General features: G+C 58.9%; 11 protein-coding genes. 4 read left to right on the forward strand and 7 right to left on the reverse strand.

Translation table 11 applies throughout. From position 1 onward, the window contains the following. Window positions 1–86 precede the first annotated feature (86 nt). Both dapB and KBA32_RS08355 read right to left on the reverse strand, forming a co-directional pair. Complete coding sequence (dapB, locus tag KBA32_RS08350) at window positions 87–884, reverse strand: 4-hydroxy-tetrahydrodipicolinate reductase (RefSeq protein ID WP_294357415.1); 798 nt, start codon at window positions 882–884, stop codon at window positions 87–89. A gap of 1 nt (window position 885) precedes the next feature. Next, a complete protein-coding gene (locus tag KBA32_RS08355; protein WP_294357417.1) occupies window positions 886–1,362 on the reverse strand; it encodes an outer membrane protein assembly factor BamE in 477 nt (158 codons plus the stop codon). A 127-nt stretch (window positions 1,363–1,489) separates the two neighbouring features. Between KBA32_RS08355 and fur the strand changes: the two genes are divergently transcribed. After that, window positions 1,490–1,939 carry a ferric iron uptake transcriptional regulator gene (fur, locus tag KBA32_RS08360; protein ID WP_294357418.1) on the forward strand — a complete coding sequence of 150 codons (450 nt, stop codon included), beginning with the start codon at window positions 1,490–1,492 and terminating at the stop codon, window positions 1,937–1,939. Window positions 1,940–1,954: 15 nt separating this feature from the next. Here the strand turns inward: fur and KBA32_RS08365 are convergent, their stop codons facing one another. The 4 genes from KBA32_RS08365 to KBA32_RS08380 form a co-directional block, all read right to left on the reverse strand. Next, a complete protein-coding gene (locus KBA32_RS08365) occupies window positions 1,955–2,578 on the reverse strand; it encodes a putative metalloprotease CJM1_0395 family protein (protein WP_294357419.1) in 624 nt (207 codons plus the stop codon). A 77-nt stretch (window positions 2,579–2,655) separates the two neighbouring features. Beyond that, window positions 2,656–4,275, reverse strand: coding sequence for a methyl-accepting chemotaxis protein (locus KBA32_RS08370; RefSeq protein ID WP_294357420.1), 1,620 nt, complete (start codon window positions 4,273–4,275; stop codon window positions 2,656–2,658). Between the two features lie 74 nt (window positions 4,276–4,349). Next, on the reverse strand, window positions 4,350–6,005 hold the full coding sequence (gene recN / locus KBA32_RS08375) for a DNA repair protein RecN (RefSeq protein ID WP_294357422.1): 1,656 nt from the start codon (window positions 6,003–6,005) through the stop codon (window positions 4,350–4,352). 23 nt (window positions 6,006–6,028) lie between these two features. Beyond that, a complete protein-coding gene (locus KBA32_RS08380) occupies window positions 6,029–6,955 on the reverse strand; it encodes an NAD kinase (protein WP_294357424.1) in 927 nt (308 codons plus the stop codon). A 399-nt stretch (window positions 6,956–7,354) separates the two neighbouring features. Here KBA32_RS08380 and KBA32_RS08385 point away from each other — a divergent pair, with 399 nt between their 5' ends. Next, on the forward strand, window positions 7,355–9,079 hold the full coding sequence (locus KBA32_RS08385; RefSeq protein WP_294357426.1) for a LysM peptidoglycan-binding domain-containing protein: 1,725 nt from the start codon (window positions 7,355–7,357) through the stop codon (window positions 9,077–9,079). A gap of 19 nt (window positions 9,080–9,098) precedes the next feature. Here KBA32_RS08385 and KBA32_RS08390 read toward each other — a convergent pair whose 3' ends face one another. Then, window positions 9,099–10,109, reverse strand: coding sequence for a LacI family DNA-binding transcriptional regulator (locus tag KBA32_RS08390; protein ID WP_294357427.1), 1,011 nt, complete (start codon window positions 10,107–10,109; stop codon window positions 9,099–9,101). 285 nt (window positions 10,110–10,394) lie between these two features. Between KBA32_RS08390 and KBA32_RS08395 the strand changes: the two genes are divergently transcribed. Both KBA32_RS08395 and KBA32_RS08400 read left to right on the forward strand, forming a co-directional pair. Next, a complete protein-coding gene (locus KBA32_RS08395) occupies window positions 10,395–11,888 on the forward strand; it encodes a sugar ABC transporter ATP-binding protein (RefSeq protein WP_294357429.1) in 1,494 nt (497 codons plus the stop codon). An 8-nt stretch (window positions 11,889–11,896) separates the two neighbouring features. Then, a complete protein-coding gene (locus KBA32_RS08400; protein ID WP_294357431.1) occupies window positions 11,897–12,400 on the forward strand; it encodes an ABC transporter permease in 504 nt (167 codons plus the stop codon). The last annotated feature ends 113 nt before the right edge of the window (window positions 12,401–12,513 follow it).

Consider the following 12,513-nt stretch of genomic DNA (forward strand, 5'->3'; position numbering starts at 1 on the left):
CAAACCCCATCGACACCTCTTGCGAGGAGCGCACCGTCACTCAAACGGTGGCCGAATGCCCACAAAGCTCGTCAACTGTCGAGCATTCAGCGCAAACCAAGAACATCCTGCATGTCGAACAAACCATTGCTCTTGCCGGCCAGGAAACGCGCTGCGCGAAGACTTCCCAGCGCATATGGCATGCGACTTCCCGCCTTGTGACTGATTTCGACCCGCTCGCCGGTTCCACAATACATCACCGTATGGTCGCCGACGATATCACCACCACGAACGGTCGCGAAACCGATCGTCGACGGATCGCGCTCGCCGGTCACACCTTCCCGACCGTAGACGGCGCACTCCTTGAGATCACGCCCCAACGCCTGCGCAACGACCTCGCCCATGCGCAACGCCGTACCGGACGGCGCGTCGATCTTGTGCTTGTGATGCGCTTCGACAATCTCTATATCGTAGCCTTCGGCCAAGATCCGGGATGCCATATCAAGCAGCTTGAACACCACATTCACACCAACGCTCATATTCGGAGCAAACACCACCGGGATTTCGCGCGCGGCATCGGCGATCGCCTGCTTTCCCGCGTCGCCAAAACCGGTAGTGCCGATCACGATGCCGACCTTGTGCCGACGACAAACAGCCAGATGCTCGAGAGTCCCCTCAGGCCGTGTAAAGTCGATCAGGCAATCGGCCTTGGCGATTCCCACCTCCATGTCCTCAGTGACAGTCACGCCACACGGCATGCCGACCAATTCGCCCGCATCTTTGCCGACAGCCGACGTACCGGCTTGATCGATCGCGGCGACGAGCTCGACACTGCTGTCTTTCAAGGTCGACTCGATGAGCATTCGCCCCATGCGCCCGCTGGCACCAACAATCGCGATCTTCATGCTAGAACCCCACACTTTCCATCATTTTTCCGAAAAACCCTTTTTCCTCGATCGGCGGAGCCACGGCATCCGCATCGATCGAACCGAGATCAATCTCTCGGGTACTCGCCACCGGCGCCGCTGCAGCAGCTGACTCCTGCGCAGCGGTCACGTCACCGGCAACGCGCGCAAGCTTGCCATCAGCATCGAAGATGACGGTGAACTTCCGCTCCTCGACGAGCCCGGTACTGCCTTTCTGAAGCCGATAGACGTAATCCCAACGATTGGCGTGAAACACGTCGGCCAACACCGGCGTTCCGAGGATAAACCTGACTTGATCCTTGGTTTGCCCGGGTTTTAGCTGCGACACCATTTCCTGGGTCAATACATTGCCTTGCTGCACGTCAATCTTGTATTCATTGACAATTCGCGGCACCGAGGAACAACCGGAAAGAACTGTTGCCAGAAACAGGATTCCGGCAAATCGAGAGAATGTCATGCTTGATGCGTTTCTTGGTTAATAGGTCGGGAGGGCGCGCGAGTACTAACGTGAAGCTTTAAGACTCATTCTGCGGTATATCATAACCGAAAATTCTGACTCCTCTATCCGCCATACCAGCCAAACCATGAGCACAACAATCGACCTGAAAAGCCTGGGACTCAAAGCAACGACGCCGCGCCTTAGAATTCTCGAGTTGTTCGAAAAAGCGGAAGTTCGGCACCTGACGGCCGACGATGTCTATCGCATGCTGCTCAGCGAGAACATGGATATCGGTCTGGCGACCGTCTATCGAGCGCTTACCCAGTTCGAGCAGGCGGGTCTGCTCGAACGACATCACTTCGAGTCAGGCAAGGCGGTATTCGAGAAGAAAATCGGTCATCACCATGACCATCTGGTATGCATCAATTGCGGGCGCGTTGAAGAGTTCGTTGACGAAGAAATCGAACGCCGGCAGAAGAAAATCGCGAAGGATCGCGGCTTCGCCGTGCAGGCCCACGCACTCTACCTCTACGTCGAATGCATCAAGAAAGACTGCCCGCACAAGGAGCGGGAGAGCCAAGGCGAGAAGCCCTAGCACGTCATCCGCAAATCAGGCGAAAGCGTTCAGAAAACTACCGATCCGATCGCCTGAGTTATCGTCGCTCTTCTGCTGGCGATAGGACGAGGCGGAGTCTGCGCCGCCATTTTCACTGCCCCCCGAACGTATCTCGTCGCTTCGCTGTTGCGCCAATTCCATGCGGGCATCGATTTCCATTTGCGAAGCCGCGGCGGCAACCCGGTGGTCTTGCGCCGAAGGATCGACTGGAGCAAGGGCTGTCGCACGGATGTGCTGCGCTTTGGGGATCGTCTCCGCAGGTGTCTTGCCCGCCGAAGCATCGATCGAAACTTCGCCGCTAACGGCATAGCGCTTGTTGTCCGGCCCGACCTCGTAACCGTAGGTTGCGCCGCCACGCACGAGGTCCGCCCCGACGGACAGGTGGGCTTGCTCATGCGCCCTGACCTTCCGATCGGTCTGCTCAAGTTGCCGGACTACTCGCAGCTCATCCGGAGTCGGTTCGCTTGTTCCGCTCGAAGAAACCCGGCCGGACGCTAATGCGCCACGCGCTTCTTCACCCACCGTCGCACCCGGCCGCGAAACCTGCGCGCTGCCCGGACCGGAACTTCCGGCCCACACACCGCGCTGATCGGCAATGCCCGATACGCTCTGGATCATGAAAACACCTTTAAACCAAAGAGCTATGTCCTAGAGACTAGCCTGCGCAGGTGTGTTTTTCCAGTGGAGGCGAGCCGCTACAACTTGTACCCAGCGAGGACACCGTGTATGTCTTTGGCCAGCCCATCCAGGCGTTTTGCCGTCGCCGCACCTTGGGACGCACTCCCCGAACCCGCGTCAGCCATGCGCGCAATCTGCTCGACAAGGTTGGCGACGTTCTGGCTGGCGCTACTTTGTTCCTTGATGGCATCGGTGATCTCGGAAACCATGCTCACCGTCAGTGCGCTGCTTTCACCAATCTTGCGTATCGCTTCGCCAGCACCACCGGCATGGCCGACCGTCTTCTTGACGCTGACCACGGTCTGCACCATGTTGCTGGCCACGGTCTGGGCGCTGTCCTGAATCTTCGATACGGTTCCAGCAATCTCTTCCGTCGAACGCGCTGAACGCTCGGCAAGTTTGCGCACTTCGTCGGCGACTACCGCAAAGCCGCGTCCTTGCTCTCCGGCGCGCGCTGCCTCGATCGCCGCGTTCAGTGCGAGTAAATTGGTCTGGTCGGCAATCTCGCGAATCGTCTGTACGACCGATGTAATCAGGCCGCTTTGCCGTTGCAGGTCTTCAACCAGGGTCGCCGAGCCATCGATAACGCTGGCGATGTCGTTGATGTCTTCAATCGTTTCGGAGATCACTTCGGTACCCGAATCTGCCAGACGCCCCGCCTCTGTCGTCCGAGACTGGGCCTCCAGCGCCTGATCGCCCACATGGGAGATGCTCACCGACAGTTCCTGCATCGTCGCCGCCATGCCTGAGGCCGCCTGACTCTGCGCCTCCGAGTTCTCGGCGCCGATGGTCGCACTCACGGCCATATCGGACGCTGCACCGGCCACCGAGACGGCGGCACTTCTGAGCTGGCTCAGGTCTTCCTGAAGCTGTTCGAACAGGCGATTGAGCGTCATCGCCATATCACCCAACTCGTCACGTGAAGCAACCGGCACACGGGCCGTGAAGTCGCGATCGCGACCGATTCGCGAAACCGTCTGCTGCACGCCGCGCAGCGTACCACCGATCCCGCGCACCGTGAGAACACCAAGGAGACCGACGATCCCGGCACCAAGGATCATCACGGCCCACGACATCAGGGCACCGATCGAGGCCTGTTTTTCCGCGCGCACGCGAATCTCGTCGGCCACTTTCCGGTTGTACTCGACGTGCGCGCGCAGCGCCTCCTTGAGCTTCTGGCTGGCCGGACGCAGTTTGCCGAACATGAGGGCGCTGGCCGCATCAACGTCGTATGCGCGCGACGCTTCCATCATCTGCGTCACCAACGGCATGTACTCACCGAGCAACTGCCTCTCCGTCGTCAACATTTTCTTCTCGACCTCGTCACTCACCAGCTTCTCGTAGGCGGCGAAGGCTGCCTCAAGCTTGGCGAATGATTCACTGACGCCCTTCTGCGCGGCGTCCTTGATCGACGGTTCCTTGGTCGCGATATGCCCCGAAGCATCAACCTCCAACGACAGGAACGCCGACTGGATTTCCCCGAGCGTCGAAATGCTCGGCATCGTGCCTTCCATCACCGAAACGACGGTGTCCTGCTCCGCACGGGTCGTCCAGGAACCGACAGCTCCCACACCGAACAGTGCAACGATGCTGACGATGACCATGGCCCAAAGGCGTGCCCTGATTGTCAAATTCATGAATCCTCCAATTATCTTGCCTGGCCTCTTTAGAGGGCCGTGCGAAGTCCGCACGGTTCCTGGTTGAAGCCTATCTAGTTGATTTCGAGCATTTCTCTGGCGTGCTGCCGGGTGATTGCCGTGATTTCGACACCGCCCAGCATCCGCGCCAGTTCCTCGACTCGCCCCGTCTCGTCCAGTTGTACAACCCGACTTCTAGGCACACCGTTCTGCGCGCTCTTGCTCACCTGCCACTGCCAATTTGCACGCGCTGCCACCTGCGGCAAATGCGTCACGCACAGAACCTGCCGCTCTGCGCCCAGTTCGCGCAGCAATCGGCCCACGACCTCGGCGACACCGCCACCGATACCCACATCAACCTCGTCGAAAATCAACGTCGGAACGCTCGCTGCCTGGCTGGTCACGACCTGAATCGCCAGGCTGATACGCGACAATTCACCGCCCGAGACCACCTTGGCCAAAGCACGCGCATCGGTGCCGGCCAAGCCGGAAATGCGGAACTCGATCTGTTCGTTGCCGTTCGCCGACCCGGCAACAACGGGCAACAGCGCCACGTCGAATCGTCCACCTGCCAGCGCCAGCTGCTGCATGACCTTGCTGACATCCTTGCCGAGTGCGATCGCTGCCGCGGCGCGAGCTTTGGTCAGCTTTCCAGCCAACGTCTCATAACGCTTGCGCGCCGTTTGAACCTTCTCTTCCAGCGCAACCACATCCGCGGCTTCGCCGAGCACGGACAAACGCCCCTGCCAACGCTCCAGCAGCTCTGGCAGCTCGTCCGGAACGGTTCGATATTTCCGCGCGCAGCTCAACACCGCATCGATCCGTGACTCGACCTCGCTCAAGCGTTGCGGATCGAGGTCGACCCGATCTGCGTAACGACGCAGCGCCGAAACCGCCTCGGCCAGCTCGGTCTGCGCCGAATGCAGCAAGGCACCCACCTCGGACAAAGCCGGGTCGAACTCGGTCAAATCGTCGATACGATCCGCCGCGGCTTCTATCTGGGCCTCGCACGCCGATTCACTTTCGGCCAGGACGTCCAAGGAGAACCTTGCTGCTTCAACCAGGCGCGTCGCGTTGGCCAGACGTTTGTGTTCAATGTTGAGCTGTTCCCACTCCTCGCCCGAGAAACCGAGCATTTCCAGCTCGCGCACCTGCCACTCGAGTTGTTCCTTCTCCTCCGCCAGCGCCGCCGCGCCGCTACTTGCAGTATCGAGCAGATTGCGCGCCTCGCGCCATGACCGCCAGGCAGCCGCAACGTCATCCTGCAACGATCGCAGGCCTGCATGGGAATCCAGCAGCAAGCGCTGGGCATCGCTGCGCAGCAAGGACTGATGCGCATGCTGGCCGTGGATATCGACCAACGACTCGGCCACCTCGCGCAGCTGCTGAACGGTCACCGGGGAACCGTTGAGGTAGGCACGGGAACGGCCGCCGGCATCGAGGACACGCCGCAGCAGCAATCCGCCGTCAGCGTCGAGATCGCGCTCCCGCAGCCAGACTTCGGCGTCATGCAGACCTGCCAGGTCGAATTCTGCGGAAACCTCGGCTCGCTCAGCCACGTTGCGGATCAAACCCGTATCGGCGCGATCGCCAAGCGCAAACGCCAGCGCATCGACCAGAATCGACTTGCCGGCACCGGTCTCGCCGGTGAGCGCACCAAACCCGGTCGCGAACTCAAGCTCGAGGCGATCGACCAGAACGAAGTCTCGGATTGTCAGCCGTCGCAACATGATGGGATTTCGCTCAGAAAGGACTAGTGAACCTTGGGCTGCTCGCTCCAGTGCAGTTTCTTGCGCAGCATGGAGAAATAGCTGTAACCCGGCGGGTGCAACAGGGTAATGGAAAACTCGGAGCGCTGGATGCGCAGGGAATCACCGGGTTTCAGGTCAAAAGTGACCTGGCCGTCGAAATAGACGCGCGAGTCCGAGGCGCGAATGATGCGAACTTCAATTTCATTGCGATCGCTGATGACCACCGGTCGATTGGAAAGCGAATGCGGGCAAAGTGGTACGAGCGCGATCCCAGCCACGCACGGATGCACGATCGGGCCATTGGCCGACAACGAATACGCGGTCGAACCGGTCGGCGTGGAGACGATCAACCCATCCGAACGCAAGTTGTACACAAACTTGTCGTCGATAAACAATTCAAACTCGATGAGGCGGCCGATAGCCCCTTTATCGACGACGACCTCGTTCATCGCCAGGTTTGAGGCAACCACCTCGCCGTTTCGCGTAACTGCCGCATCAAGCAGCATCCGGCTTTCCGGCGCAAATTTCCCGCCGAGCAGATCGTCGATACACGTCAGCATGTCGCTGCGCGAGATGTCGGTCATGAAGCCAAGGCGCCCCTGATTCACACCGACCAGCGAGACGCCGTACCGTGCCAGTTGCCTGGACGCACTCAGCATCGTTCCGTCGCCGCCGAGCACGATCGCCAGATCCGCCTGCTCGCCGATTTCCGCGTACGAACACCACGGCCAGTCCTGCATTTCGGCGAGCGCTTCCGCATTGCGCGCCGTCAGTTCCTCGACGACCACGCGAATGCCCCTCAACGAGAGATTCTTCGCCAACAAACAGAGCGCTTCCGCGATATCTCGCCCCTGACACTTTCCGATCAGCGCAACTGTCCTGGGCGTGATCGCATCGGAGCCCGGGACATTGGTGGATTCAGTATTCATGGCTCGGGATTAAACCACATTTTGATTGAAGGCCCCGACAGGTGCGGACAGCGCTCGAACGGATCGGTGCGGCGCCCAGCTCTACGGATGTTACAATCCACCTCTTTTGTCGCAGGCACTGTCTAGAAACCCTTGTTTTAAAAAGGGAATCTACGCTCTTCCGCCAACCTCACGCTGGCGAACCAAGCGGGCACCAAGAAAGCGCCTTCGACGATGCAGACCTTGGAAGTTCAAACAATCCGAACGGAACGATGCAATTACAGCCACTGGCAAAACCCTGTCAATTGTGCGGCCATCGTCTATAATCGACTGATTGTTATACGGAACTTCGATCAGGCGTTCCCTGATACCGTGGGACTGCCGCCCCGCCCAGAACGCGGACAAGCACAGGAATAACGGATGAAGACACGAACCAATAAACGAACGGCAGCGATCACCTGTATCGGTCTGCTGGCAATTCTCTCCGGTTGCGCCACCACCGGCACAACCGAGCGCACGGCTTCACAATCCCAAACGACGACGCTGCCGAGTTTGCGCCTGGCCGACATCGAACGAGGCGCAGCAAGCCAACCGGGCTCGACAGACGAAGGATTCGCCCGGGTCGAGATCCCCAATCAACCGCAGGTAACCCAGGCGATCGACCTCACGTCCGAAACGGACGATCTTTTCCAGAGAATCCGTAACGGTTTCTCCATGCCCGACATCAGCAGCGACCTCGTTCTATCGCACCAGCAGTGGTACTTGAACCGCCCCGACTATCTGCAACGCATGGTCGAGCGCAGCGGCCGCTACATGCATCACATCGTCGAGGAAATCGAAAAACGCGGCATGCCGATGGAGCTTGCGCTGCTGCCGATGGTTGAGAGTGCCTACAACCCGATGGCGCTGTCCCGCTCGAAGGCATCGGGCCTCTGGCAGTTCATTCCGTCAACCGGGAAGCACTTCAACCTGGACCAGGACTGGTGGAAGGACGAACGCCGGGACATCGTCGCCTCGACCGCCGCAGCCCTCGATTACCTGCAATCGATCTACGAAATGCACGGCGACTGGCAGCTTGCATTGGCGTCGTACAACTGGGGTGAAGGCGCCGTCGGACGCGCCATTGCGAAGAATCAGGCACAAGGCCTGCCGACCGACTATCAGAGTCTGTCGATGCCGAACGAGACGAAGAATTACGTACCCAAGCTCCAGGCCCTGAAGAACATCTTCAGCAGCCCGGCGCTCATGGCCCAGCTCGACCTGCCGGTCATTCCGAATCAGCCCTACTTCGCAACGATCACGAAAACTGCGGATATCGACGTAAAAGTCGCCGCGCAGCTTGCCGACATGCCGGTGCAGGAATTCGTTGCGCTCAATCCAGCACACAACCGCCCGGTCATCAAATCCGACACGCCGTTGGTCATTCCGGCCGACAAGGTCGATACCTTCATGAGCAATCTGGAAGCGCACGAACTGAGCAACAAGCCGCTTTCGCTCTGGCAGGCCTACACGATGCAACGCGGCGACCGGCTGGACAAGGTTGCAGCGCGGTTCGGCATGACGACAACCAATCTCAAGGCGATCAACGGCATCCGCGGTCGCGCGAAACTCCCACCCGGCTTTACCTTGCTCGTTACGCGCCAACAGGAAGAGGCCGCCGCACAGGAAGTCGCCGCGCTGGTCAACGCAGAGAACCCATCGACCAGCGAACCGGCGCGCGCGCCCGAGACAGAGCCGGTGGCGGTTGAATCAACCGCCCGCTACCACACCGTACGCAAAGGCGACACGCTCGCTTCGATCGCGAAAAAGAACGATCTCAGCGTAAACGAACTCAAGCGCATCAACGGCCTCAAGGCCGGCAAAGTCAGCGCCGGACAGAAGCTGGCACTCGCATCATCTGCGTCAAAGACGGTAGCAGCGAATGAACGCAAGCAAACCAGGCAACTCGCAGCCAGAGAGAACAAGCCGGTCGCCAAGAACGCCAGCGCCGTAACCCGCTACAAGGTTCGCCGCGGCGACACTTTGTACTCGATCGCCAGGCAGTTCAAGGTTGAGGCCAACGATCTGATGCGCTGGAATGGCGTTTCGGCCAAGACGCTGACGCCGGGCAAGACGCTGACCATCCAGCTGGCCAGGAACCCCTGATCCAGGTCGCGCAGCAACCTCAGGCCACCGGGTAGTTCTTCAACCGGTCGATGATCTGGGTGTCGTAGAGGATCTCGGTCTTGGTCCGTCGGCCGACGCGCCGGTTTGCCGCAAGCTGCAGGATGCGCTCGACGGCGTGGCAGCCGATCTCGACGGTCGGCTGCGTGATCACCGATACCGGGTACTTGAGGTAGTCCAGCCACTTGTTGTCGTCGTAGGTCAGGATTTTCAGCTGTTCCGGTATCGCCAGCCCCATGTCATCGGCGACGCTGAGCACCTGATAGCAGATATCCGACGTTCCGCAGATCAAGCCCTCGGGATGCGCTTCCGAGAGAAAGGCCTTGATCAGGTGATGCGAGTTTTCCTTGCTGTACTTGAGATGCAGCACTTGCGGCGTCTGGTTCGGCAGATACTGCATCAAGCCCATCTTGTAGCCAACCACGCGCTGCTGCATCGTATAAACCGACTCGTTGTAGCCGATGAAGCCGACGCTCTGGCAACCCTTTTCAACGAGATAGCGCGTTCCGGAGAGCGCACTCTCCGCGTTGTTGATTCCGACAAACGACGTGTTGTGCTTCTCGTATTGCCGGTCCACCAGCACGACCGGGATATCGGCCGCCTTGAGTTCGCGCGGGTAAGGCCCGTTGTTGACCGGCGCCAGGATCAGCCCGTCGACGTTCTTGCTCAACATCATGCTGATGTTGCGCTCCTCCTTCTCGATATCGTCGGCCGAATCGCAGAAGAGGACCGAGATGTTGTTTTCCGAGGCGATGGTTTCGATCGTCTTGACCAGGAGGATGTAGTAATCCTCCTGGATATCGGCGGTGATCACGCCGATGCGATCAAGCGGCGCCGCTTCGTCCGGCCGGTTGTCGGGCTGCTGATAATCAAGTTCGTCCAGCGTGCGCAGCACCAATTCGCGGGTTTCCTGAGCGACATTTCTGGTCTTGCTGATGACGTGCGACACCGTGGTAACCGACACGCCCGCCTTCAGGGCAATGTCCTTCATCGTCACTGGTTTCTTATTCATATCGGAAATACTACACCAGCAAAAAGCCGCGTATCAAGCCATAATTTGCGTATAAACGCACTTTATTGCGCAAACAGAAAACACGCCAAAAACGTCAAAAAAGTATCCAAGTGCTGCAATTTCCTACCAATTAACAAACTTGCGACGGAAATTTACATTCTCAAGCGCAATTTTCGGCCGTTAATTTTTTCTTTGCCAAAGTTTTACTTTTGTTGCGCATTTTTTGATTGACGTTGCCAAATACCCCATGCAAGAATTGTTTGAAATTACAAGCAAGGGGGCAGCATGGACAACGTTCCACTCCTTGAACTGCGGGGGATCGAAAAACTCTTCCCCGGAGTCAAGGCTCTGAGTGACATGAGCTTCTCGGTCAAGCCGGGCAGCGTGCATGTCTTGTGTGGTGAAAACGGCGCCGGCAAATCGACGCTGTGCAAGATCATCAACGGTATCTACCAGCCGGACCGTGGCGAAATCCTCGTCGACGGCAAGCCGGTGGTCATGCGCGATCCGATCGAAGCGCGGGCGCACAAGATCGCGATGATCTTCCAGGAACTCAACTTCATCCCGGAATTCACGGTCGAGCAGAACCTCTTTCTCGGCAACGAGCCGGTCAACAAGTTCGGCAAGGTCGACTGGAAGACGATCCGCTCGCAAACGCTGGCCCTGCTCAAGCAGGAAGGCCTGCCCTACAAGCCGGACACCCAGCTGAAGGATCTGTCGGTCTCCGACATCCAGATGCTGGAGATCATCAAGGCGATTTCCTACGACGCCAACATCCTGATCATGGATGAACCGACGTCGGCAATCAGCACCAAGGAGGTCGAAGTCCTCTTCCAGAAGATTGCGCAGCTGAAGGCCAAGGGCGTCGGCATCATCTACATCTCGCACAAGATGGACGAGATCTTCCGCATCGCCGACGAGATTTCCGTGTTGCGCGATGGTTGCCTGATCGACACGCGCCTGGCCAAGGATCTCGACATCGACACAGTGATCCGCCTGATGGTCGGCCGCAAGATGGAATCCGCCTTCCCGGAAAAGCACGACGAGCCGATCGGGCCGGTGCTGCTGGATGTAGACAAGCTTTGCCAGGGCCGCACCTTCCGCGATGTCAGCTTCAACCTGCGCCGGGGTGAAATCGTCGGTTTTGCCGGGCTGATGGGCGCCGGCCGCACCGAGGTCGTCCGCGCCCTGTTCGGCATGGACCCGATCACGTCGGGCACGGTCAGCATCAAGGGCCAGCCCGTGAAGATCAACAACGTGCAGGACAGCATCGAGCACGGCATGGTGATGGTCTCCGAGGACCGCAAGCGCTACGGGATCATCCCGGTGCGCGACTGCAAGGAGAACATCTCGCTTTCCAGCCTGGAGAAGGTGCGCAACATCTTTGGTCTGGACCACCGCAAGGAGCGCCAACGCGCGACGGAAATCAGCAAGCGGATGAACGTCAAGACACCGAGCCTGGAGACGCTCATCTCCTCCTTGAGCGGCGGCAACCAGCAAAAGATCGTCATCGCCAAATGGCTGCTCTGCTCGCCGGAGATTCTGCTGCTCGACGAACCGACGCGCGGCATCGACGTCGGCGCCAAGTTCGAGATCTACAAGCTGATCACCGAACTCGCCAAGGAAGGCAAGGCCGTGCTGATGATTTCTTCCGAAATGGAAGAGCTGATCGGCGTCTGCGACCGCATCTACGTCATGGCCAAGGGACGTATATCAGGAGAACTGGCCCGCAAGGATTTCTCCCAGGAAAACATCATGAAACTAGCCCTCAGAGGATGATCAAAACCATGTCACAGCGCTTTTCCCAGCATTTCATGGCTTTCATGGCCAAGCTCACGTCCAAGTACAGCATCTACCTGATTCTGATCGCGATGCTCGTCATCTGCAGCATCCTGAGCCCGGCGTTCTTCTCGGCAAAGAATCTCTCGAACATCTCGCGCCAGATTTCGATCACCACGATCATTTCCTTCGGCATGACGATGCTCATCATCTCCGGCATGATCGACCTCGCCGCTGGTTCCGTGATGGCGCTCGCCGGCATCCTGGCCGTCGCCTGCTACAAGGCCACCGGTTCGCTGCTCATCTCGATGCTCGCCGGCATCGTCATCGGCATCGCCTGCAACATCGTCAGCGGCTTCATCGTCACGCGCTTCAAGACGCCCCCGTTCATTGCCACGCTGGCGATGATGACAGCGGCGCGCGGCGCAGCGTTGCTGTATACAAACGGCCAGAACATCTACCAGCTCGACCAGTTCGTCGTATTCGGCCAGGGCGACATCCTAGTCCATTGAACCAGAAGAATCGCACCGGATGCGACGGGATGGATCGGCATACTTCCACTTGAGTGGTTTGGCGCTTTTGTTGTACTGGCGAATGTAGCGCATGAGCTTCTTGTGCAAGTCGG

It is taken from the genome of Propionivibrio sp., assembly GCF_017995515.1.
GTDB lineage: Bacteria > Pseudomonadota > Gammaproteobacteria > Burkholderiales > Rhodocyclaceae > Propionivibrio.

Coding starts and splice junctions, on each gene's coding strand:
- dapB (WP_294357415.1), bottom strand. CDS start 884: ATGAAGATCGCGATTGTTGGTGCCAGCGGGCGCATGGGGCGAATGCTC.
- KBA32_RS08355 (WP_294357417.1), bottom strand. CDS start 1,362: ATGACATTCTCTCGATTTGCCGGAATCCTGTTTCTGGCAACAGTTCTT.
- fur (WP_294357418.1), top strand. CDS start 1,490: ATGAGCACAACAATCGACCTGAAAAGCCTGGGACTCAAAGCAACGACG.
- KBA32_RS08365 (WP_294357419.1), bottom strand. CDS start 2,578: ATGATCCAGAGCGTATCGGGCATTGCCGATCAGCGCGGTGTGTGGGCC.
- KBA32_RS08370 (WP_294357420.1), bottom strand. CDS start 4,275: ATGAATTTGACAATCAGGGCACGCCTTTGGGCCATGGTCATCGTCAGC.
- recN (WP_294357422.1), bottom strand. CDS start 6,005: ATGTTGCGACGGCTGACAATCCGAGACTTCGTTCTGGTCGATCGCCTC.
- KBA32_RS08380 (WP_294357424.1), bottom strand. CDS start 6,955: ATGAATACTGAATCCACCAATGTCCCGGGCTCCGATGCGATCACGCCC.
- KBA32_RS08385 (WP_294357426.1), top strand. CDS start 7,355: ATGAAGACACGAACCAATAAACGAACGGCAGCGATCACCTGTATCGGT.
- KBA32_RS08390 (WP_294357427.1), bottom strand. CDS start 10,109: ATGAATAAGAAACCAGTGACGATGAAGGACATTGCCCTGAAGGCGGGC.
- KBA32_RS08395 (WP_294357429.1), top strand. CDS start 10,395: ATGGACAACGTTCCACTCCTTGAACTGCGGGGGATCGAAAAACTCTTC.
- KBA32_RS08400 (WP_294357431.1), top strand. CDS start 11,897: ATGTCACAGCGCTTTTCCCAGCATTTCATGGCTTTCATGGCCAAGCTC.